The 20,835-nt window shown below is 42.7% G+C and carries 27 protein-coding genes; 13 read left to right on the top strand and 14 right to left on the bottom strand.

Annotated features, from left to right (window positions below):
* Positions 1–47 precede the first annotated feature (47 nt).
* The 10 genes from Vgang_RS13655 to Vgang_RS13610 all read left to right on the top strand — a co-directional run bounded on the left by Vgang_RS13655 (position 48) and on the right by Vgang_RS13610 (position 5,393).
* A complete protein-coding gene (locus tag Vgang_RS13655; protein WP_105901402.1) occupies positions 48–866 on the top strand; it encodes a DUF2303 family protein in 819 nt (272 codons plus the stop codon).
* Between the two features lie 60 nt (positions 867–926).
* Positions 927–1,265 carry a hypothetical protein gene (locus Vgang_RS13650; protein WP_105901401.1) on the top strand — a complete coding sequence of 113 codons (339 nt, stop codon included), beginning with the start codon at positions 927–929 and terminating at the stop codon, positions 1,263–1,265.
* 168 nt (positions 1,266–1,433) lie between these two features.
* Positions 1,434–1,874 carry a hypothetical protein gene (locus tag Vgang_RS13645; protein WP_105901400.1) on the top strand — a complete coding sequence of 147 codons (441 nt, stop codon included), beginning with the start codon at positions 1,434–1,436 and terminating at the stop codon, positions 1,872–1,874.
* Between the two features lie 2 nt (positions 1,875–1,876).
* Positions 1,877–2,239 (top strand): DUF7694 domain-containing protein, encoded by a 363-nt coding sequence (locus Vgang_RS13640; protein ID WP_105901399.1) that lies wholly within the window; start codon positions 1,877–1,879, stop codon positions 2,237–2,239.
* Positions 2,236–2,562, top strand: coding sequence for a hypothetical protein (locus Vgang_RS13635; RefSeq protein WP_105901398.1), 327 nt, complete (start codon positions 2,236–2,238; stop codon positions 2,560–2,562). The genes Vgang_RS13640 and Vgang_RS13635 overlap by 4 nt, the downstream gene beginning before the upstream one ends.
* 10 nt (positions 2,563–2,572) lie before the next feature.
* On the top strand, positions 2,573–3,169 hold the full coding sequence (locus Vgang_RS13630) for a 3'-5' exonuclease (RefSeq protein WP_105901397.1): 597 nt from the start codon (positions 2,573–2,575) through the stop codon (positions 3,167–3,169).
* A complete protein-coding gene (locus Vgang_RS13625; protein WP_105901396.1) occupies positions 3,169–3,369 on the top strand; it encodes a hypothetical protein in 201 nt (66 codons plus the stop codon). Before Vgang_RS13630 ends, Vgang_RS13625 begins: the two co-directional genes overlap by 1 nt.
* A gap of 2 nt (positions 3,370–3,371) precedes the next feature.
* A complete protein-coding gene (gene ssb / locus Vgang_RS13620; protein ID WP_105901395.1) occupies positions 3,372–3,899 on the top strand; it encodes a single-stranded DNA-binding protein in 528 nt (175 codons plus the stop codon).
* 109 nt (positions 3,900–4,008) lie between these two features.
* Complete coding sequence (locus tag Vgang_RS13615) at positions 4,009–4,194, top strand: hypothetical protein (protein ID WP_105901394.1); 186 nt, start codon at positions 4,009–4,011, stop codon at positions 4,192–4,194.
* Positions 4,170–5,393, top strand: a complete 1,224-nt coding sequence (locus Vgang_RS13610; protein WP_105901393.1) for a tyrosine-type recombinase/integrase — start codon at positions 4,170–4,172, stop codon at positions 5,391–5,393. The genes Vgang_RS13615 and Vgang_RS13610 overlap by 25 nt, the downstream gene beginning before the upstream one ends.
* A gap of 184 nt (positions 5,394–5,577) precedes the next feature.
* Here the strand turns inward: Vgang_RS13610 and tdh are convergent, their stop codons facing one another.
* Positions 5,578–6,612 carry an L-threonine 3-dehydrogenase gene (gene tdh / locus Vgang_RS13605; RefSeq protein ID WP_105901392.1) on the bottom strand — a complete coding sequence of 345 codons (1,035 nt, stop codon included), beginning with the start codon at positions 6,610–6,612 and terminating at the stop codon, positions 5,578–5,580.
* Positions 6,613–6,635: 23 nt separating this feature from the next.
* Positions 6,636–7,832: a glycine C-acetyltransferase gene (locus tag Vgang_RS13600; RefSeq protein ID WP_105901391.1), complete on the bottom strand. Its 1,197-nt coding sequence runs from the start codon at positions 7,830–7,832 to the stop codon at positions 6,636–6,638.
* 146 nt (positions 7,833–7,978) lie between these two features.
* Here Vgang_RS13600 and Vgang_RS13595 point away from each other — a divergent pair, with 146 nt between their 5' ends.
* Positions 7,979–8,890, top strand: coding sequence for a LysR family transcriptional regulator (locus tag Vgang_RS13595; RefSeq protein ID WP_105901390.1), 912 nt, complete (start codon positions 7,979–7,981; stop codon positions 8,888–8,890).
* 47 nt (positions 8,891–8,937) lie between these two features.
* On the opposite strand, the gene Vgang_RS13590 is transcribed toward Vgang_RS13595, so the two are convergent.
* The gene (locus Vgang_RS13590) at positions 8,938–9,681 is read right to left on the bottom strand and encodes a phosphatase (RefSeq protein WP_105901389.1); all 744 of its coding nucleotides are present in this window, start codon (positions 9,679–9,681) and stop codon (positions 8,938–8,940) included.
* 221 nt (positions 9,682–9,902) lie between these two features.
* On the opposite strand from Vgang_RS13590, the gene Vgang_RS13585 reads away from it, so the two are divergent.
* Positions 9,903–11,024 (top strand): DUF3541 domain-containing protein, encoded by a 1,122-nt coding sequence (locus Vgang_RS13585; RefSeq protein WP_105901388.1) that lies wholly within the window; start codon positions 9,903–9,905, stop codon positions 11,022–11,024.
* 120 nt (positions 11,025–11,144) lie between these two features.
* Here the strand turns inward: Vgang_RS13585 and Vgang_RS13580 are convergent, their stop codons facing one another.
* The 10 genes from Vgang_RS13580 to Vgang_RS13535 form a co-directional block, all read right to left on the bottom strand.
* A complete protein-coding gene (locus Vgang_RS13580; protein WP_105901387.1) occupies positions 11,145–11,456 on the bottom strand; it encodes an AzlD domain-containing protein in 312 nt (103 codons plus the stop codon).
* Positions 11,453–12,196 carry an AzlC family ABC transporter permease gene (locus Vgang_RS13575; RefSeq protein WP_105901386.1) on the bottom strand — a complete coding sequence of 248 codons (744 nt, stop codon included), beginning with the start codon at positions 12,194–12,196 and terminating at the stop codon, positions 11,453–11,455. Before Vgang_RS13575 ends, Vgang_RS13580 begins: the two co-directional genes overlap by 4 nt.
* A gap of 11 nt (positions 12,197–12,207) precedes the next feature.
* On the bottom strand, positions 12,208–13,017 hold the full coding sequence (locus Vgang_RS13570; protein ID WP_406708323.1) for a tetratricopeptide repeat protein: 810 nt from the start codon (positions 13,015–13,017) through the stop codon (positions 12,208–12,210).
* 154 nt (positions 13,018–13,171) lie between these two features.
* Positions 13,172–13,717 (bottom strand): NUDIX hydrolase, encoded by a 546-nt coding sequence (locus Vgang_RS13565; RefSeq protein ID WP_105901384.1) that lies wholly within the window; start codon positions 13,715–13,717, stop codon positions 13,172–13,174.
* Positions 13,718–13,750: 33 nt separating this feature from the next.
* A complete protein-coding gene (locus Vgang_RS13560; RefSeq protein ID WP_105901383.1) occupies positions 13,751–14,461 on the bottom strand; it encodes a UTRA domain-containing protein in 711 nt (236 codons plus the stop codon).
* Positions 14,462–14,603: 142 nt separating this feature from the next.
* A complete protein-coding gene (locus Vgang_RS13555) occupies positions 14,604–14,765 on the bottom strand; it encodes a YqaE/Pmp3 family membrane protein (protein WP_105901382.1) in 162 nt (53 codons plus the stop codon).
* 124 nt (positions 14,766–14,889) lie between these two features.
* A complete protein-coding gene (locus Vgang_RS13550) occupies positions 14,890–15,288 on the bottom strand; it encodes an OsmC family protein (RefSeq protein WP_105901381.1) in 399 nt (132 codons plus the stop codon).
* Between the two features lie 17 nt (positions 15,289–15,305).
* A complete protein-coding gene (locus Vgang_RS13545) occupies positions 15,306–15,704 on the bottom strand; it encodes a YccF domain-containing protein (protein ID WP_105901380.1) in 399 nt (132 codons plus the stop codon).
* 90 nt (positions 15,705–15,794) lie between these two features.
* Positions 15,795–17,162, bottom strand: coding sequence for a TrkH family potassium uptake protein (locus Vgang_RS13540; RefSeq protein WP_105901379.1), 1,368 nt, complete (start codon positions 17,160–17,162; stop codon positions 15,795–15,797).
* A gap of 14 nt (positions 17,163–17,176) precedes the next feature.
* On the bottom strand, positions 17,177–17,839 hold the full coding sequence (locus tag Vgang_RS13535) for a potassium channel family protein (protein WP_105901378.1): 663 nt from the start codon (positions 17,837–17,839) through the stop codon (positions 17,177–17,179).
* Positions 17,840–18,166: 327 nt separating this feature from the next.
* Here Vgang_RS13535 and Vgang_RS13530 point away from each other — a divergent pair, with 327 nt between their 5' ends.
* Positions 18,167–19,330 (top strand): mechanosensitive ion channel family protein, encoded by a 1,164-nt coding sequence (locus Vgang_RS13530; RefSeq protein WP_105901377.1) that lies wholly within the window; start codon positions 18,167–18,169, stop codon positions 19,328–19,330.
* 91 nt (positions 19,331–19,421) lie between these two features.
* Here Vgang_RS13530 and Vgang_RS13525 read toward each other — a convergent pair whose 3' ends face one another.
* Positions 19,422–20,822, bottom strand: a complete 1,401-nt coding sequence (locus Vgang_RS13525) for an aspartate aminotransferase family protein (protein ID WP_105901376.1) — start codon at positions 20,820–20,822, stop codon at positions 19,422–19,424.
* Positions 20,823–20,835: the final 13 nt, after the last annotated feature.

Here is a 20,835-nt window from a genome sequence, read left to right as displayed (position 1 = left end):
ACTTCGCCCCTTCTGAATCAGTTTAATAACCAATAAGTGAGACAAAAATGGAAAAGTCAGCCATTGTACAAATCCAAGAATCAGCAAACATTCCAAACTTACTCGAGCAATTAGGTCAAGCAGGTTTTCCTGTTGCTGCTCTGCCTGATTCATTTCAAGTACATGACCTTGAGCGATTCATGCCAAATCGCAACCAATTCCGCGGCAAGATGAACACGGCAAACATTGTTGAGTTCGTCCGCTACCATGAAGAATACCAAACCGAAGGCAATCAATGTTTCATCGATGCTGAGCACATGTCAGCTAAAACTATTTTCGATTTGGGTACAACTACGGTACCTGGTCATTGTGTTCACACTGCATCACTAAACCTACGAAAAACAGCAGCCTTTCAAGCGTTGCTCAATAAAAACGGTGATCGACTAACTCAAAAGCAACTGGCCGAATGGGTAGAAGATTACAGCGATTTCATTCAGGTGTTCTCAACTACTGGCGACCTTATTGAAAATTCAGTGGCGTCAGCGGCAGTTCGAAACATGAAGTTTGAAGCGAAAGCTGGTCGTGAATCTAATGTTGATGATTTTAGCCATCACCAGTCGGAATACGAGTCAATTGCGGTTCGAACCAAAGAAGAATTCCCAATGCCGGCTGTCTTCAAGTTTACTTGTGAACCGTACCTTGGTTTGGATTCTCGTTCCTTTGAAATGCGGATGAGCACCATCGGTAATGAAACCTTAGTGTTACGTATTAAAAAGCTTGAGCAACATGAAGAAGAAATGGGCGAAGAATTCAAAGAAAAACTTCAAGCCAAGTTCTTAGAAGATGAAATTGATATCACGACTTTCATTGGCTCGTTTGCCAGCTAACAAATAAAACGTCAGCGCCCTACCTTGGGCGCTTTTTCTTCCTATTAAAACGGTGGCCTTATGAAATTCAACACCAACAGCGGATACGCGCGGCTGTATAAACTTCTCAATGAAACAAACGGCCCCGTTACGCGCGATCAAATTGTCGAAAAGTGCTTTATTCCAGTTGGCAGCGTTCGCTACTCAGTCATGAAACTGCGTGAGTTTGGTCTCACCATTCACACTGAATATGTCAATCAATCCGGCATCGGTGGCGCACGGTACACGTTAGATCCTAAAGACAAAAACAAGTACCACTTCGAGCCAGCAAGACATTCCCCACTGCACTTCGTCCAAAAAGCCACTTATCGTAAACCAAACGGCATTTGGTTTGGGCTCCACCAGAAAATCGGGGTTTAGATGAATACGTTATTACTGTATGCCCTGCTGTGTGGGGTGTTTTACTGCGGTTTTTACTTTTGGAATAGACGATGAGAGATAAAGAATTTTATATCTATGGCGCCATCTTTGCGGTGTTAGTCGTCATTCTTGTTGTGCTGAGTTTTAAAATACTTATGGGTGAATATCATGGAAAAGTCACTATCAATAAAACTTCAAAACCTCTTATTAAGCGAGTTTCCTAATTCATCTCAGAATCTAGCCTCGTTTGCTCGCTCCAAAAAATACAAAGGGCTAAAACATCATTATCGAATTTATCAAGCTAATGATGATCTGTTTATTGCCTACCAGTCAGACAATGGATTGCTGTGTGGTGCAAAACTAATCCGAGTTGCATGCGGAGATTTTGAAACCTTCGCTTTCCCAGTTAGTGACGCTACAGATGTTACCGCATGGTTTATCGATGAATATCAACAGAAAGGCATGTGTGCTTATACGGATATGCGTCATGAGTGGGATATAAAAAATCCTGATGAAGATTTAGGGGCTGGCTCAACACGTATGTGTTTCCATTGCGGCAAAATGGAAATGATGAAAGTAAAAATGGTTCGTAAAACTTGGTGGGAGTAATAATGAAACTAAAACCATTTAAGAAAATCCATCACTCAAACTTCCCACCAGAGCGAAACAGAAAGCACCCTCACCACGTTTACCAAAGCAGCCAATATTTAGTGCAAATCTACCTAGAGAGCGAATCACTTACTCGCATCACTGTGAACAGTGTTAAGCGCAAAGGTAACAACTGGCAAGACGGGATTACGTTTGACGAACTGCAAGCGATTAAATCAGCGGTTGGTTATGGTGATAGTTGCGCTGTTGAAGTTTACCCAGAGGATAACGAACTCATTAATGATGCGAACATGCGTCACTTATGGGTTTTAAATGAGCGCCCTGATTTTGCATGGACTCGAAAAAAGAATGCGAGGCGGATATGAAAATTGAACCAGTAAAACCAGAAATGGTAACCCGTGATGAAAATGGATTATGGACACACTCTCAGTTTCCTAATTTTGATGGGTGTGAATATCCGACAAAACAGCAGATTAACCAATGGTGTAGCGAAAACAACGTAAAGCTAGAGTGGTGCTATTTTGAATTTGATGCTGCAGAAGAGTTACAAGACCGATATTTTGAAGATGAGGATTTGACAGCCTGTGCAGAGTGGGAACCCACACATGAGAAGAGTGGTTCATTCTTATTTTCAATCCACGACACAGAAGATGGCCCAATTGCTGTCTTTGCTATACCAACTAATTAAAAGGTAGATTATGAAACACCAAAACGTAACCATCGACCTAGAAACACTCGATACTGAAACCACCGCTAAGATCTTAAGCATCGGTATCGTGCCATTTAACTGGGGCGAGCAAGTCAGCTTTGAAGAACTCTGCAACCGCCCTGCTAGTTTGTATATCAAAATTAAAATGAGCGATTACGACTACCCTCACCTTAACTTCACTGAATCACAAACAACTCGTGAATGGTGGGAAATGCAAGGTGAAAAAGCTCGCCACGTTTTAGAAGAAAGTAATCTCGATGTTCCGTTATTGGCAGCACTAGCAATAATAAAGGAACACCTAGGTGAACACGTTGAACCAATCCAAAAAGATGGTGGGCAAATCTTCTGCCGGGGCTATGACTTCGATGGCGGCATCCTCAATCATGCATTTAAACAATGCGACCTATCAACACCATGGGGTTACAACCGCTTCCGTTGTGTTCGCACCGTTATCGACACACTAGCCGGCACTCGAAACGGGTACGTGAAAGAAGATAATCCCGATGGATTCATTCACCACCACGCGCTTCACGATGCAGCAAAAGACACATTAAGCATGATCACTTTAGAAATGGGGAGACGGTGATGACTGATAAATTTATATCCGTTGTTTTTGAAATAGATGACGATGAAAAATTTAAGCCTGAATTTGAAAGAATTCAAGACCGAATGTTTCACAATTTTGATGGATTTCGAGTAGTCGCCGTAAGTATGAATAATTTATCAGACGAAGTTGAAGAGCTTCAAAAACTGTTGGACTCACACGATATTGAGTATGAGGAATAACCATGGCTAGCAAAGGCATCAACAAAGTAATCCTAGTGGGAAACTTAGGCAAAGATCCAGAAGTTCGCTATACAACATCCAGCACAGCTGTCGCACAAATCACGATAGCCACCAGCGAAACATGGCGAGATAAAGCAACAGGCGATCAGCATGAAAAAACAGAATGGCACCGTGTTGTGCTATGGGGAAAGGTTGCCGAAGTTGCCGGGGAGTATTTAAAGAAAGGCTCTCAAGTTTATATCGAGGGCCAACTAGAAACCCGCAAATGGCAAGACCAAAACGGACAAGACCGCTACACCACAGAAGTCGTAGTAAAAGGCTTTAACGGTGTAATGCAAATGCTAGGCGGTAACCGCAACGAGTCTTGGGGTCAACCTCAGCAACCATCAAACAATAACCAAGCAAATCCACTAGCCAAGAGCCAACAAAAAGCGGCGCCTCAATACAACGAACCGCCAATGGATTTCGATGATGATATTCCATTTATCGATCCATACCGACGAACGTTACGACTTACCCACTCTATCTAACAACGCTCATCACTCGATGGGCTTTTTTAATGCTTTAACTGTCAACCACCATTTGAACCGTCATTTGGTGGTTAACTTTGTCTATTCATCTCTCTATAAGGAGCTATTTATGCGAAAGCAAATTTCGATGGTGACGTTAAAAGTCGCTTGTGAACAAATCGGACTTGCTGCCGACACCATGCGCAAATACGCCAGAAGTGGCAAATATCCATCAAGCGTTATGAAAAAAGTGCGTGGTACCTGGATGGTTGATACTGAGGAATGGGATAGATGGCACAGAGAGCAAATTCACTAAAATTACCAACAGGCGTAGAGGTTCACGGTACCTTTGTACGTATTAGCTTTTCATATAATGGAAAAAGATATCGTGAAGCGCTAGGTTTGCCCGCTACCAAACAAAACATCAACTTCGCCAAACTCAAACGTGAAACCATCATGTACGAGATCAGCATAGGCACTTTTAACTACGCTGCCCACTTCCCCAACTCAAAGCATGCATCAGGTAAGCCAAGGGCACTCGATATCGGTGAACTGGCAAAACGATTTCTTGAATCAAAAGCGCATGACGTTCGTAGTTCTACACTGCAACGTTATGATTGGGTACTGCGTGATTTTGTACAAAGCTATGGCAAGAACCGCAGTTGCGACACTCTATCCCCTCGCTCCCTTAGCCAATTTCGACAAGAACTTGTTAAAGGCAAAGCGGGACGAACTATTAACCGTAATCTAGTGACCATTAACGCCTTCTTAATCTGGCTGTATAAAATGGAATATATAGATCGTGACTTATCCGAAGTGCTTACTCGAGTAAAAGAAAGCCCTGCCGATATACAGCCATTTTCAGTCGGTGAAATTGATAAGATCCTATCTAGCTGTCATCAACTGCAGCATAGAAATATGATCACCCTACTTCTCTATACTGGTATTCGTAGTGGTGAGCTCTGTGCATTGGCATGGGAAGATGTGGATTTTAATAATAAGACAATTCACGTTCGCCGCTCTACTTATGATAACCGTGGGCTAAAAACCACCAAAACAGACAACGAACGTTTTGTTGATCTCATGCCACCAGCCATTGAAGCATTAAAGGCTCAGCGTCATCTTACTTATCTATATCCTGCAAATAGTCATCAGGTCGAATTGCCAGGTAAAAGCTACCGCACCGAAAAACTGCGATTCGTATTCAATCCTAAGGTGGTGAGAGCACAAAAAGGCAGTGATTATGATTATTACGGTAAACGCGCATTAGGTAGGATCTGGAAAGAGTTATGCAGTAAAGCAGATGTTGAATACCGCAATCAATACCAATTACGCCACACCTACGCCAGTTGGATGATCACACATGCTAACGTGAACGTAAGTTACCTCGCCCAACAAATGGGACATGCAGATATAACGATGGTTGCGAAAGTGTATGGGAAGTGGCTCATCGAATCGAACAAGAAGGAGTCGGATCGCGTTTGGAAGGAGTTGTTAAAAGTTCAGGAGAAATAACCGTCCATAGGGCGGTATTTTTTTGTCCCACAAAAGCCATGGGGCAAAGTCAAAATGTCCCATGGGGCACTCATGGGGCAAAACTAATCCTTTTTTATACCTAAATTGCCCACTTTACTGTTTTTATAAACAGTGTTAAGGAAATAAAAAAGCGCACCCGAAAGTGCGCTTCTTTGATGACTAATTACTTAGTCCAATCCAATATAACTTTCCCAGAAAGCCCGCCACGCATAGTGTCGAAGCCCTCTTGGAAATCATCAACACTGAAATGATGCGTGATAATTGGTGTCAGATCTAAGCCTGATTGAATGAGGCTTGCCATCTTGTACCAAGTTTCGAACATTTCGCGTCCGTATATTCCTTTGATCACAAGACCTTTAAAAATCACTTTCGTCCAATCAATGGCCATATCAGATGGCGGAATACCGAGCAAAGCGACGCGGCCGCCATGGTTCATGCCTTCCAACATGGAATTAAATGCAGCGGGTACGCCTGACATTTCAAGACCTACGTCAAAACCTTCCGTCATGCCAAGCTCGCTCATGACATCTTCAAGTTTTTCTTCGGCCACATTCACAGCACGTGTTACACCCATTTTACGGGCAAGTTCGAGGCGGTATTCGTTAACATCGGTAATTACCACATGGCGCGCACCAACGTGTTTCGCTACCGCCGCAGCCATAATACCGATTGGGCCTGCGCCTGTGATCAATACATCCTCACCAACCAAGTCAAATGATAATGCTGTATGTACCGCATTACCAAATGGGTCAAAAATAGACGCAAGATCATCCGAAATCCCTTCTGGAATCTTGAATGCGTTAAACGCAGGGATCACAAGATACTCAGAAAATGCACCAGTTCGGTTAACACCAACACCAGTTGTGTTACGGCATAAGTGAGTGCGACCACCACGGCAGTTACGACAGTGTCCACAAGTAATATGACCTTCACCAGAAACACGGTCGCCGATTTCAAAACCTTTGACTTCTTGGCCGATACCCACAACTTCACCAACGTATTCGTGCCCTACCACCATTGGGTATGGGATGGTGTTTTGTGACCATTCGTCCCAGTTATAAATGTGTACGTCTGTACCACAAATCGCGGTTTTACGGATTTTAATAAGAATGTCGTTGTGACCCATTTCTGGCATGTCGACTTCGGTCATCCAAATGCCTTCTTCAGGCTTTAATTTTGAAAGTGCTTTGATTTTCATATTGATAGCTCCTGAATAGTGGCTTACGCGATAATGCCCATGTCTTTACCTACTGCGATAAATGCATCAATCGCACGGTCTAATTGCTCACGACTATGCGCAGCAGACATTTGAGTTCGGATACGTGCCTGGCCTTTTGGTACGACCGGGAATGAGAAGCCCACCACATAAATGCCTTTTTCAAGTGCACGTTCAGCAAATTCCGCTGCTACTTTGGCGTCACCAAGCATAATTGGAATGATCGCGTGATCCGCACCGGCTAGCGTAAAGCCCGCTTCAGTCATACGAGTACGGAAGTGAGTGGCGTTTTCCCATAATTTAGCACGCAAATCATTACTTTCAGCCAGCAGATCAATCACTCGAATAGATGCCGCCACAATCGCAGGCGCCACTGAGTTTGAAAATAGGTATGGACGAGAACGTTGACGCAACCAGTCGATCACTTCTTTTTTACCAGAAGTATAACCGCCAGATGCGCCGCCCATCGCTTTACCTAATGTGCCTGTGATGATGTCGATACGGCCCATCACATCGTTATATTCGTGTGTGCCACGGCCGTTTGCGCCCATAAAGCCCACGGCGTGTGAATCATCAACCATCACTAATGCATCGTATTTATCGGCCAAATCACAAATTGCGGTTAAGTTCGCGACCACACCGTCCATTGAAAATACACCGTCAGTGACGATCAATTTATGACGTGCACCCGCTTCATCAGCTGCAATTAATTGTTGCTCAAGTTCGGCCATATCATTATTGGCATAACGGAATCGTTTCGCTTTACACAAACGCACACCATCAATGATGGAAGCGTGGTTTAATGCATCCGAAATAATGGCATCTTCTGCACCTAAAATGGTTTCAAATAGGCCTGTGTTAGCATCAAAACAAGAAGTATAAAGAATGGTGTCTTCCATACCTAAAAAGTCAGACAGTTTACGTTCAAGTTCTTTATGTGCATCTTGTGTACCACAAATAAAACGCACAGAAGCCATACCAAATCCATGCTCATCAATGCCTTGCTTTGCTGCTTCGATAAGATCAGGATGATTGGCCAAACCAAGATAGTTGTTTGCACAGAAGTTCAACACTTCTTCACCAGTAGAAATCGAAACTGCGGCGGCTTGAGCAGAAGTAATGATACGTTCAGATTTGTACAAACCTTCAGACTTAACATCTTCAATTTGCTGGTTTATTTGGCTATAGAATGCAGAAGACATGAAATTTCCTTTTAAAAAATCATATTGATTGGGCTTTTTAGCTATAAATCTATTCTAGTCGATGATGATCCATACTATTATCCCCTCACATGGAAAAACATTAGTGATTTGGATTCACAAATAATCACCTTCTTGGAGTATTCTGCATGCTTAATTCTCGGTTGATCGCCCTACTGCCAGACCTCGCGACTTTTATCCTAGTCGTCAACAAAGGCAGTTTTACTGCGGCTGCCAAAGAACTCGGCGTAACGCCATCGGCACTAAGTAAATTGATCACCCGTTTAGAAGCCTCACTGAATGTGAAACTGTTTGAACGAACCACTCGCACTTTGCAAATCACGCAATCGGGTCAAAAGATTTACCAACAATCAACGGCTATGGTCAATGCCGCTCAGCAAGCCGTCGACATTTCAAATGCAGAACACGAAGCGCCCGTAGGTACGATTACCGTTGCAGCACCAAAAGCATTTCTTAGTATTGTTCTTCAGCCTATCGTCACGCCTTTCTTAGAGAAATACCCAGATATCGAACTCAAGTTAAAAGTTTCAGATGGTGACATTGATATGTTTGACCAAGGCATCGATATTATGTTTCGCCTAACCGATAAACCTTATGAAAATTTGATATCTCGCGAGCTTGGAAAAGTGAATTTGTCGCTGTGCGCAAGCCCAGATTACTTAAACCGAAAAGGCATTCCGAATCATCCGACTGAACTTCGTGAGCACGACTGTTTATATCTAGGTGAAACCAAAACCGACCATATTTGGGATTTTGTGAAAGGCAATGAAACCCATACTATACCTGTATCAGGTCGCTATGCCGTCAACCATTCCCAAATGCGTTTAAATGGTGTGAAAGACGGTTTAGGCATTGGTATTTTCCCTGACTTTGTAATTAAGGAAGCGCTACAAGCCGGTGAAGTCATTCAGGTATTAGAGGATTGGACAATTAAGGGAAATTATCATGGTGTGATTGCCATGCAATACGCGCCGAGCAAATACATGCCGACGCGTTTAAGAGTTTTCATTGATTACGCAGTAAAACATTTGCCGATATAAATTTTCGAATCTCGTGGCTAGAATTCTCGTTACTCGAAACCGACCCGTTACATGTCTATGAAATCAGCAATGGGCGCACGACCTCTTAATGCTAAAAATTCAAGGAACTGTTGTGGCGTATGAGTGATGACCTGCTTAGTTGGCATCTCGATGCGATCGAGTAAATCACTGACTTTTTCAAATTTGCCTAAATCTTGGCAAAAATGTGCATCGGTACCTGTGGTAATCCAACCTCCCACTTCTTTCACTACAAGCGCAATTTGTTCACATCGCGCTTCACTACCAGCTCGGCTACCCCCTTTCAATGAAGAGTTATTCAGCTCAATGGCAACATGGTGTTCTTTCGCGCACAAGGCGACAGCTTCATAATCGAAATCAAAATGTGGATTGCCTAGGTGCCCTAACGCATCAATACGACCACTTTTTATTACATTGAGTAGAGCTGTGGTGTGTGCTTCTTTGGTAGAAGGTGCAAACACCGGCTCATGAAAACTGGCAATTATCCAATCAAGATGTTCATCGCTACTTGGGTGAATATCCACCTCGCCTTGTTCATTCATGATATTGGTTTCCATACCACGAACCAAGGCAACGCCTTCTAAAAATCTTGGTAAAATACGTTGGTTATTAAAAAACCAATAATGAGGAGAACCTGGCATCATCGACGAATGGTCAGTTGTACAGAACATCTTCATACCGTGTTGATATGCCGCTTTCGCATTTTCGATTAATGTGCTGTAGGCATGCCCACTCGCGTAAGTATGCGTATGAGTATCGACTTGTATCTGCATCTTCCATTCCTCTCAAATTTGAATCGAATTATTTTATCATTTCCATGCCATCTCTACGCACCAAATTTGCTAATATTTCTATCAATATTTTACCTTCCTTATCGCTAGGTCAATTTTTGCATCCAAATTCAAATAACTAGCACATATCCGTAAAACGGGTGTAAGTTATATACTCAGATCAAAAACGACTGAATACTCGCTGAATTTAGAAGGACCTTCACATGCTTAAACGTAAGCCGCTCACACTGGCATTAGTTATATTACTTGGTTTATCTCAATTTGCCGTTGTTCCTACGAGTTTGGCTGAAGCCCCGCAATCTAGCTCCTCGGTTAATTTAAAAACCACTCGCTATCAGCAGGATGCAGAGCGAATCAAACAAACATTCGAAGCACAACTTTACACTCTCAATGCCGACACCGCTGGCCATTACGGTTTGAGAATGTATCGCCAGACGCTCGACCCTAAATATTCAGCCGCTGTTTGGTCGGATATGGCTAGGGTTGTCAGTACCTTGAATCAAATTGCTGCCAATATCCAAACCCCAAAACAAGCTAAAGCCTATGGTGAAAAGAAACTGAAAGCCTATGCCAATTCCAATAAGACGCGCACAAAAATGCGTTACGACGTCACAAAATCACGTCCAGAGTATTTGTTTCTTGGTATTGATTTACTCAGCACAATGGCGCGCGCCGACGAATATGGCCTAAAACACAAATACGATAAGCACCTACACAATTTGATCCGACAATTTGACTTCAAACCTTATGCCACTGACCCTGACATGATCAAAGCATGGGCGGCTCAGCTTGCCAATCAGGTCTATTGGCTCCGTCAACTTGGTGAGCAGGATGTGGTTGATGATTTCATCACGGCATTCCAAAAAACCTATCCTGACTCTCAAGATAAGCAGCTATCCGATCAACAATATGCTAATAAAATCTATGGCTTAACTCATATCATTTTTGCGGCTTCGGAATATTATAAAAAACCAATCGATGCCAAAGAGTTTGCGTGGATTTATGATTACTTCGACAAGAATATCGAGCAAATTCTGACCCGCACAAAAGATGATGTGATTGCAGAAGTGGGTATCAGTTACTTATTGGCGGAAAAGTACCACTCGTCGACTTTAGCGGATGCCCAAGCGACAATCGCCCACTCAATCGACCATGATATGAATATGATCCCGTCAACCGATGGTGATTTTGAGCTCAGCAAAGGTGAACACCGTAATGTGTTGGCCATCATGCTGTTGAACTGGCAAGGTACCAATGAAGCGCCAACCATCACAGCTCAACCGGATGTCTTCAAGAATTTACCTTATGGGCTCGTGAAAAAGTAAACGCCCACAAAAATTTAAAAACCTAAAGCTAGGGTCTGTTGGCCTTAGAAAACCGCCGCATAACATTCAATGTCATGCGGCGGTTTACTATTAATATTGGCATTTAAGGCTAATTGAGATTTAAAGCCAAGCATTAAGCGCGAAAAAACAGGCCATACTGATCACGGTTGTGGCGATAACATTATGCGTTTTCCATGCAATCAATGCTGCCAAAATTGCTGCAATGAAATACGGGTTACTCAGAGAAATAGCTAAGTTATCGTCATGAATAAAGACAATCGGAGCCCAAATAGCGGTTAATACTGCTGGGCTAGAGTAACTCAATAGACGCTGAGTATTATGATTCAACTTTAAAGGTAGCTTAGGAGACAGAAACAAATATCGACTAAGAAAAACTACCGCCGTCATTGCAAGAATGGACAATAAAATCATGCCCCCTCCTCAGGATTAACCGGTTGAGCATGTGAATCACCATTATGTAATCCCTTCTCAGATAAGTACCCTGCCACCATCGCAAGCACACTGGCAATGATCAAGCTACCTTCCGCTTTCCAATAATCCAGTAAAACCGATGCCACTAACGCGACTATCACCGAGACTAAAATCGGAATATTTTTAATGGTAGGAATAACAATCGCAATGAATGTTGCTGCCACAGCAAACTCCAAGCCCCAAGAATCCAAATTAGGAATTTGCTTACCGGCAATAATACCTACGAAGCTCGCCACATTCCAAGCCAGGTAAAAGCTAAAACCTGCACCTAGCGCATACCAGGGGTCGAATTCTTTGTTGGATTGATGCCCACAAACCGCAAACAATTCATCCGTCAGTAGAAACCCTAACGGTAACCGCCAGCGCAGTGGTAATGGGCTGATTTTTTCTCGCATCGACATGCTGTATAAAAAATGGCGCGAGGTAATGAAAAAGGTGGTGAGAAGCATAGTCCATAACCCTACTTGCGCATCAAACATGCCGGTGGCGACCAATTGAGCCGCGCCAGCAAATAAAATGGCAGACAATGCTTGAGCTTCTATCGGAGTTAAACCGATATCTATGGCATAAGAGCCCGCCAACAATCCCCATAGAATCACGGCTAAACTCAGTGGTGAAATCGCTAGAGTGCCACGCCATAATTGCTTACGGCGTGAGGAATAAGAACACGGTACTTCCATATATTTATGCTCTAAAAAGATTTGTAAGAATGATCGTGGTCAATCATCGCTTCAAAACGAGGGTTGCCGCGTAATAATTCAAAATCGGTTTCATCGGCAGCAAGTTCACGAAGTGAAGCACTGGATTCAATGGCTAACACTAAATCATTAATAGCTTGCTCTTCCGCGCCTAAACGAGAGTAAGCACAGGCTCGTTGGTATAAAGCATGGGCATTATTATCATCCACTTCGAGCACACGATTACACAGGCTCAATGCCCAGTGGTATTCTTTAATTTCCATCGCCGCATCAGCTTTATGCGTTAATGCTTCAAGATCCCCTGGACGAATTTTTAATATCTCATCGTAGGTTTCAATTTTTTGCTCTGGAGTTTGGGAGCTTTGCGCTCGAAGCCATAAATTATGCACTTCATTGATGATTTCAATCTCTCGGTTATTCTCACTAATAATGCGAGTTTTACGCTTCAAATCACGCTCTAACGCGCTGAACTTCTTCTCATAAGACAACGTAATTTCATTTAGACGCTTGTCTGCCATCTCTTTGGTATTGTGCTTAATTTCTTTAAGCGATTGCCAACCAACTAATGCGACTAAAGAAGCCACACCAGCAATAATATAGAAAAAGTAAGTCACCGTGATATTTGAGTAGTTGAGTGATTTATCGGCAACGGCCAGTTCACGGTCGGTAATTTGTATGGTCAATTTACGCTCAAGATCTTGCTGGTCCATACGCAATGATTTCAGCTCATCTAAGATATAACGTTCTATCAAAGGGCGATCGAGCATCTCTGTTTGAGAATATTTTTCTGTTTCTTCCGCCATCACTTGAAACGAAAGTAACGCTGTTAATGCAATCCATAACCACTTCATAATTTTTGCCCTATTTCACTCTTACGTCAGGCAATAAACCTTAACATAATTAGAACAAAATTATAGCGTTACTCGTAGCAGCTTGAGGAATTCACCTCATCTGCGATTAATTTAGCAGTGATACTTTCGTATTGTTTGAAAATTGTTCCGCAATAAGTTGAAGCAAAAATGTCTCTCGTTCAATCGACATCCCCTTCTTCTCGCTTTCTGCTATGGTCTTCAGATTATGTTCTATCGCTTGATAGATATTAATCCAAACAGGCCTCATGCCATTATTGATTTCATGATTTTCAAAACGAGTGTGCCCTAATTCTTTATCGACTTGGCATGTAAAGCAATACGATAACATGTGCATCACGTTTGCATTATCTTTATACCAAGGGCGAAATTCTTCATAACAACCAAAAGGTTCGATATTACGAATATTGTTTGCACCGGTCTCTTCTTCTAATTCGCGGATCATGCCTTCAATATGATCTTCACCCTCATCAAGCCCACCGCCAGGTAAACTGTAATCGTGATAACGCTCGGTATACAGTAATAAAATGTCTTCACCTTGCATGGCAATCGCTCTTGTCGCGAGCCGTTTCACCGTTGAACGTGAGGCAAGTTTTTCAACGTCGCGATGAACAGTACTACGTAGTAATCTCATACAAACCTTTAAATAAGAATGAAGGAATCAACCTTAGCCGAAGTTAATCACATCTATTGTCGATTCAACACAAATTGCATCTTGTCGCCAATATTCAAAAGAGCAATCTAGTTTCTCGCCAGATTCACTGTAATTGACCGTTTCAATCAAAGTCGCAGGGCTGCCTGAGGTTGCTCTTAAGGCTTGTGCAAGGTCATCGAACAAAGAAGAAGCGCCTAATCGAAACTGCACTTGGTGATATGATTTCTGATAATGTTGACGATAAATGTTGCTCAATGAATCGGATAACTCATGCTCAAGAAATTTTTCAAATTTATCGGCTCGTACATAGTGCGTGACATAAGAGACAGGACGCTCATCCAGCCAATACACACGCTGTAGACAATACACTTGGCTGAATGGTGGCAGCTCAAGCACCGAAGCCGCTTGTTTGTTAGCCAGCATCATTTTTGCGCTAACTACGTGAATTTTTGCCTCTCTCTGCTGACTTTGAGCTAATACCAGAAAATCAAAAGCTCGTGCAGGATCATAAGCCAATGGCACAGGTGCAATAAACCAACCTCTCCGATCTTCTCGATAAATCGTCCCTTCAGACTCTAACACCGCCAACGCTTCTCTTAGCGTCACACGCGTGGTATCGAAAGATTCCGCTAATGCGCGTTCAGATGGTAGCTTTTGTTTCGGCGTCAAAAGGCCTGATTCAATTTGCTCTTCAATCGCTTGCTTTATTTTGACGTATTGCACGTTTTGTCCTTCACGCTCGACATTACCTACTCATTACACTATCTCATTATTGTGTGTCTTGGTGAGAAAAGATGGGCATTCTAAAAACAAAAACGCCTCATACACAAGAAGTATGAGGCGTTGATAATCACATTACTGCCCGTTACTTAGTCACAACCCATAGCGCATGAATCATCGCTGGGAAGAAGAATAAGAAACAAAGCACGATGTTAATCAATAAATCTTTGCCTACACCGCATTTTAGGAATACTGCAACAGGTGGAAGTAGTACCGCTAGAATAATTGCAATTAATTTGTTGTCCATGAATATTCTCCAATCTTACCAATAAATGATTATTATCAAACAGTTAAGTAAACTAATCTACTAAAATCAACTTTAATCGAAAAATTTTACGCTTTACAGACAAATCTGTCGTTACTCACGCTGTTTAGTTGATGCTCCAACTATGCGACATTTTTACACCAGCACCGAGCATGAGACAGACCGAACAGTATTTTTCTAATGATTCAGAAACGGCTTTTTCAACCAAATCTTCATCTAAATCTGTGCCCACCAGTTCAAAATGAATATTGATAAAAGTAAATAATTTCGGCGCAGTCTCACGACGTTCTGCGGTGAGTTTCGCTACACAAGAATCAACCTTTTGACCTGCCGATTTCAAGCCGTCAACCACATCCACAGAACTGCAACCACCCGCGGCCATCAACACCATTTCCATTGGGCTTGGTGCTGTTTTTCCACCACTACCATCCATCACAACAGAATGGCCAGATTGAGATTCACCTATAAATTGAAAGCCGCCTACCCACTTAACTTGAGCTTGCATATTAACCTCTATCCTTACTACGGTCTTTTTACAATAGTTTGTCCAATTGGCGCTAATGAAATCAACGCTAATTTAATGTGTTGAATACCAAATGGAATGCCAATAATTGTCACAAAACACGCTAATGCCGAAGTGAGATGGCCTATCGCTAACCAAATACCCGCCACTAAAAACCAGACGATATTACCAAGCAAACCGAGAAAGCCCGTGCCAATATCATCTTTGAATGTTAATTCATTGCGTTTGACCGCTTCTTTACCAAATGGGAAGAAGGTAAATGTACCAATCACAAAGCACGATTTAGCCCATGGAATACAGATTATGGTCAAGATACAGACGATCCCGGCTAACCACCAAAATAAGCCCATAAAAACGCCACCAAGTAAAAACCATAAGATGTTACCAATTGTGCGCATGTTGCCTCTCTCTATAGAGTAAAGCGAGCTACCTAGCTCGCTTTATCATTTATCTATTTCATTCAATTATGGACGATATTAACAGATTTATTAACCTGTCAGAACGTTATCTTCTGGATATTTCAACAAAGTCGGTTTCGGTTTCGCTAGCATATAAGCTAATGTCAGAGGACCAATACGCCCGATAATCATTATCACTACCATAATATACTTACCCGGTTCCGACAATTCAGCGGTTAAGCCTGCGGATACCCCTACGGTAGCAAATGCAGAAATCACCTCAAACATCACTTGTCCAAAAGTAGCTTTCTCCGTGATCATCAGCATAAACATAGACACTGTCAAAATAATGCCACTGACAACGATGATGGCTAGTGCTCGTGTGACTTTAGGCCAACTGATAGTACGACGAAATAACACGGCATGTTGTTTCTGACGCAAAAACGCCCATGTCGCCGCTATAGCCACAACGAAGGTTGATACCTTAATACCACCACCAGTTGACGCTGAGCCTGCACCAATCAACATCAGTACAATCATGATTAACAAAGCAGGTTGCGTGAGTTGGGCAATATCCACACTATTAAAGCCAGCGGTTCGAGCCGTGGCCGACTGGAAAAACGCGGCCAACCATTGCGCTTCTGAATTCAAGTTCCCCATCGTGGCAGGGTTATTGTGTTCCAATAGCCAGAACATCACCGTACCAAATATCAATAGCAACGGCGTACCTGTGAGCATAATTTTGGTGTGTAAATTGAAACCACGAAAACCACGGCGCCAATTGGCACTGACATCAGTGATCACTGTAAAACCGATACCACCGATGATAAACAAGCCTGCTAATGGGAGCACGACAGCAGGGTTACCAACATAACCCATCATGCTGTCTGAAAATAATGAGAACCCAGCGTTATTAAAAGCAGAAATGGCATGAAATAAGGCGTAATACAAACCTTTACCCCACCCGAGCTCTGGAACCCAAGAAAAAGCTAGAATCACCATTCCGACCAATTCAGCAATACAAGCGAAAATAAAGATCTTAATAACGAGCTTTTTCAAGTTCACATTTTTGCTTTGTCCAAGTGCTTCTTTAGCTACGGCTTGTTGTTTGAGGCTCAAACGAACCCCGAAGATATAAAGCAAAACCGCAGATAATGTCATTTGACCTAAGCCACCAATTTGCATCAAGAGCATCAGCAAAATCTGGCCTTCAATGGTAAAATGCTGCCCGGTATCAACCACGCCCAGTCCCGTAACACTAATGGCCGATGTTGCGGTAAATAATGCATCAGTGAACGATAGGCCGGATACTGAAAACACAGGTAAAGTTAACAAGATCGCAGCCGGAACTAAGATCGAAAGAAAACTGCCTAAGATGATCTTAGGTTCTGACCAGCCTTTCTTTTCACCATCTTGTTTGATGGTGAAAACCGAACCTCGGGTCTCTAATAATTTCATGGTAGCGTAACCGTTTACATAGATTTCATTCGATGAGCCATAGAGTCTTGCGGGCCAACAATAAACAAAATATCGCCCATTTCTAAAACGGTGTCATATTCTGGCGAATCAATAATTTCGGAACCACGCTTAATCGCCAGAACTTTCATTTCAGGGTCTTTACATAAAGACAAATCGCCAAGTTTTTTGCCCATATTCTTTAACGCGATGACGATTTCACTGATGGCTAGGCCGCTTCCGATATCATGGAAATCAAACACGCGACGGTCTAACATTTTACGTGCAACTCGCACTCCCATATCTCGCTCGGGCAAAATAACGTGGTCTGCACCAATTTTTTGTAGAATCTTGGCGTGGAATTTATCGTTCGCTTTAACCCACACGTTTTTCGCGCCCAATTCTTTTACAACAAGCGTTGTGAGTATGCTAGCGTTCACATCGGAACCTATGGCTACCATCACCATGTCATATTCTTCAAGCTTTAATTCTTGGGATGTTTCTTCGCTAGTACAGTTCGCCACAATCGCATTGGTGGCTATACTTGAAACCAATTTTACCCTTTCTTCATTGATATCGACCGCTAATACTTCTGCACCCGCGTCACACAATTCTTCACAAACTGAGCGTCCAAAACGCCCTAAACCAATTACAGCAAATTGCTTATTCGAAGATTTCATACCAAAAGAGCCTTTTAAATCATTGTGATTAACCACTTTAAGCTATGGTGGCTTCACAATAAAAATAAGAAAAATGATCAGCAAACCCTACCAAGTATTTTGCTAAACACCAACTTATTATTAATCAAAAAAATCATTCTCGCTGTCAGCCAATTCGTTTTTTAACCATGCATCACGAAATGGTTACCAACACGTCTCAATTTTCAGAAAAACGATAAACAGCAAGAGGTTAAGTCACACATAAAATAACCAAGCGTGATGATATGGGTAGGAAACCAAGCCGATATTTGTTAGCGTTAATACTTTCAACATCTAGGGTCAATCAAAGTGAAAGAGTTATTCGATAACGTAAACCGCTTTCTAACTGAACATTCATATAACTGGGTAACGGATTTATTTGCCATTGCCGCATTTAGCTTAGTGATTTGGCTTATTTGGCGTTTTGTTTACTCTCGTTTGATTGATATTACCGATCGGACTTCGTTGCAATGGGACAATGTTCTCGTCCATTCTTTAAAGGTTCCCGTCAGTACGCTCATTTGGTGCTGGCCAATGTTGGTCGCCATTGGCGTTTTATTAGAGGATTTTCTCGACCGACCTATTTCCTGGATTTATACGGTTCAAATCCTAATGGGAATTGCGCTTGTCACTTGGACCTTATTCCGCCTTGTCAATAATGTCGTCACCGTAGTGCTACGTAGTAACAAGCGAGATGAAACCACGGTTCACGCCCTATCCAAGGTTGTGAAAGTTATCATTTTCGTTATCAGTACAATGACCATGATGCAAACACTCGGGTTGAGTCTATCTGGTCTACTCACGTTTGGTGGTGTGGGTGGTTTAATTGCCGGTCTCGCGGCGAAAGATTTGTTGTCTAACTTCTTCGGTGGAATGATGGTGTATCTCGACCGCCCTTTTAAAGTGGGTGATTGGATTCGCTCACCAGACCGAAACATCGAAGGGACCGTAGAAAAGATTGGATGGCGTATGACGCAAATCCGCACGTTTGATAAGCGTCCACTTTACGTCCCCAATGCCATATTTAGCAATATCGTGGTAGAAAACCCCTCCCGCATGCATAACCGCCAAATCAATGAAGTCATTGGGCTACGCTATGATGATGCCGCCAAAGTCGATTTGATTATCGATGAAGTGCGTAGCATGGTCGAAAATCATCCTGATATTGATGCACGCCAAACCATTATTGTTAACTTTAATACGTTTGGCCCATCATCTTTAAACTTCTTTATTTATGCCTTTACCAAGACCGTGGTTTGGGTTCGATTTCACGAAGTCAAACAAGATGTGCTATTGAAAGCGCTTGAAATTATTCACAAACACGGCGCGGATGTAGCTTTCCCTACTCAGACTTTGCATATGCCTGATTTAAAACCGGAGCCAGGAAAAGAAATTGAACATCAGCAGGCTGAAAAGACCGAACATTCATCAGGTAAGCCGAAGTACTCAATAAAAATGAAACCAACAGAATAAAAGAACAATTTGAAAGCCATCATGAAAAAAGGATTTCCGCCAATACTGCGAGAAATCCTTTTTTATCTCTAAATATTTCGACCTATGATTTCTAGGCCCACAATTTTTGCTTCACTAAACTGTCCATAACGCCATTCACGGCCTGCTCGGTTATATCGACCATGAGATCAATATCTGACTCTGTTGCCACCAAAGGCGGCGCAAAACCTAGAATGTCGCCATGTGGCATCGCCCTTGCGATCATGCCTTTCTCCATGCAGGCGGCCGCTATCTGAGGCCCTACTTTCAAGCTCGGATCAAATTGAGTGCGATGATATTTATCGGACGAAAACTCCAAACCATGCAACATGCCGACGCCACGAGTGTCACCGACCATTGGATGATCCGCAAAAGTGGATTGCATCTTTTGCTGTAGGTAGGCACCAACATCTCGAGCATTGGCGACCAGACCTTCTCGTTCAATAATATCAAGATTACACAATGCCGCAGCTGCCCCCATCGGGTGGCCAGAATAAGTATAACCATGCCCAATAGCGCCCCATTCATCCGTGCCATCTTCTAACACAGCCCACACTTTATCACCGATGATCACGCCGGATAGCGGTAAGTAAGCCGACGTTAATCCTTTTGCCACCGTCATGAGGTCTGGCTTCATTTGGTACAAATCAGAGCCAAAGTTTGTTCCTAAGCGCCCAAAGCCACACACCACTTCATCTGCGATCAGCAAAATATCGTAATTATCTAACACCTTACGAATCGCTGACCAATAGCCTTTCGGTGGCGGAACAATCCCTCCCGTGCCTAATACCGGTTCAGCAATCATAGCTGCAACTGTGTCAGGATCTTCTTTTAAAATCATGGCTTCCAACTGATCGGCACACAATTGGGCAAACGCTTCTTCTGTCATATTATCGACATCGCGTCGGTAGTAATACGGTGACATGGTATGTCTAATTCGCTCAATCGGTAAATCAAAATGAGCATGGAAGATAGGCAGACCTGTTAATGAACCAGAAGCGATACTTGAGCCGTGATATCCGCGCTCACGTGAAATGATTTTTTTCTTATTAGGTAAGCCTCGTGAGTTGTTGTAATACCACACCAATTTGATCTGCGTTTCATTGGCATCACTACCGGATAAGCCGTAGTAGACTTTGCTCATGTTATCCGGCGCCAACTTTAAAATTCGCTCGGACAATTCAATTAGTGCCTCGTTGGAGTGGCCAACATAAGTGTGATAATAGGCCAGTTTTTTGGCTTGTTCGTGAATCGCTTCTGCCATTTCTTCACGTCCGTAGCCAATATTGACGCAATATAAACCAGCAAACGCATCAATGAGTTCAATACCTTGTGAATCGGTAATTCTCAAACCTTTGGCTCCGGTAATGACGCGCCCAGGCAATTCTCCGGCGGCATATTGCTTCAAGTGGGTGGATGAATGAAAAATCGTATTGCGATCCATATTCAGTAGTTGCTCGGTTGATTTAGTCATAACGCTCTCCTTA

Source organism: Vibrio gangliei (assembly GCF_026001925.1).
Lineage (GTDB): Bacteria > Pseudomonadota > Gammaproteobacteria > Enterobacterales > Vibrionaceae > Vibrio > Vibrio gangliei.
This window is presented reverse-complemented; position numbering and strand designations above follow the sequence as displayed.

Bases quoted from the DNA above. Each gene is read 5' to 3' on its own strand.
- Vgang_RS13655 (WP_105901402.1), top strand. From the start codon at position 48: ATGGAAAAGTCAGCCATTGTACAAATCCAAGAATCAGCAAACATTCCA.
- Vgang_RS13650 (WP_105901401.1), top strand. From the start codon at position 927: ATGAAATTCAACACCAACAGCGGATACGCGCGGCTGTATAAACTTCTC.
- Vgang_RS13645 (WP_105901400.1), top strand. From the start codon at position 1,434: ATGGAAAAGTCACTATCAATAAAACTTCAAAACCTCTTATTAAGCGAG.
- Vgang_RS13640 (WP_105901399.1), top strand. From the start codon at position 1,877: ATGAAACTAAAACCATTTAAGAAAATCCATCACTCAAACTTCCCACCA.
- Vgang_RS13635 (WP_105901398.1), top strand. From the start codon at position 2,236: ATGAAAATTGAACCAGTAAAACCAGAAATGGTAACCCGTGATGAAAAT.
- Vgang_RS13630 (WP_105901397.1), top strand. From the start codon at position 2,573: ATGAAACACCAAAACGTAACCATCGACCTAGAAACACTCGATACTGAA.
- Vgang_RS13625 (WP_105901396.1), top strand. From the start codon at position 3,169: ATGACTGATAAATTTATATCCGTTGTTTTTGAAATAGATGACGATGAA.
- ssb (WP_105901395.1), top strand. From the start codon at position 3,372: ATGGCTAGCAAAGGCATCAACAAAGTAATCCTAGTGGGAAACTTAGGC.
- Vgang_RS13615 (WP_105901394.1), top strand. From the start codon at position 4,009: ATGCGAAAGCAAATTTCGATGGTGACGTTAAAAGTCGCTTGTGAACAA.
- Vgang_RS13610 (WP_105901393.1), top strand. From the start codon at position 4,170: ATGGCACAGAGAGCAAATTCACTAAAATTACCAACAGGCGTAGAGGTT.
- tdh (WP_105901392.1), bottom strand. From the start codon at position 6,612: ATGAAAATCAAAGCACTTTCAAAATTAAAGCCTGAAGAAGGCATTTGG.
- Vgang_RS13600 (WP_105901391.1), bottom strand. From the start codon at position 7,832: ATGTCTTCTGCATTCTATAGCCAAATAAACCAGCAAATTGAAGATGTT.
- Vgang_RS13595 (WP_105901390.1), top strand. From the start codon at position 7,979: ATGCTTAATTCTCGGTTGATCGCCCTACTGCCAGACCTCGCGACTTTT.
- Vgang_RS13590 (WP_105901389.1), bottom strand. From the start codon at position 9,681: ATGCAGATACAAGTCGATACTCATACGCATACTTACGCGAGTGGGCAT.
- Vgang_RS13585 (WP_105901388.1), top strand. From the start codon at position 9,903: ATGCTTAAACGTAAGCCGCTCACACTGGCATTAGTTATATTACTTGGT.
- Vgang_RS13580 (WP_105901387.1), bottom strand. From the start codon at position 11,456: ATGATTTTATTGTCCATTCTTGCAATGACGGCGGTAGTTTTTCTTAGT.
- Vgang_RS13575 (WP_105901386.1), bottom strand. From the start codon at position 12,196: ATGGAAGTACCGTGTTCTTATTCCTCACGCCGTAAGCAATTATGGCGT.
- Vgang_RS13570 (WP_406708323.1), bottom strand. From the start codon at position 13,017: ATGGCGGAAGAAACAGAAAAATATTCTCAAACAGAGATGCTCGATCGC.
- Vgang_RS13565 (WP_105901384.1), bottom strand. From the start codon at position 13,717: ATGAGATTACTACGTAGTACTGTTCATCGCGACGTTGAAAAACTTGCC.
- Vgang_RS13555 (WP_105901382.1), bottom strand. From the start codon at position 14,765: ATGGACAACAAATTAATTGCAATTATTCTAGCGGTACTACTTCCACCT.
- Vgang_RS13550 (WP_105901381.1), bottom strand. From the start codon at position 15,288: ATGCAAGCTCAAGTTAAGTGGGTAGGCGGCTTTCAATTTATAGGTGAA.
- Vgang_RS13545 (WP_105901380.1), bottom strand. From the start codon at position 15,704: ATGCGCACAATTGGTAACATCTTATGGTTTTTACTTGGTGGCGTTTTT.
- Vgang_RS13540 (WP_105901379.1), bottom strand. From the start codon at position 17,162: ATGAAATTATTAGAGACCCGAGGTTCGGTTTTCACCATCAAACAAGAT.
- Vgang_RS13535 (WP_105901378.1), bottom strand. From the start codon at position 17,839: ATGAAATCTTCGAATAAGCAATTTGCTGTAATTGGTTTAGGGCGTTTT.
- Vgang_RS13525 (WP_105901376.1), bottom strand. From the start codon at position 20,822: ATGACTAAATCAACCGAGCAACTACTGAATATGGATCGCAATACGATT.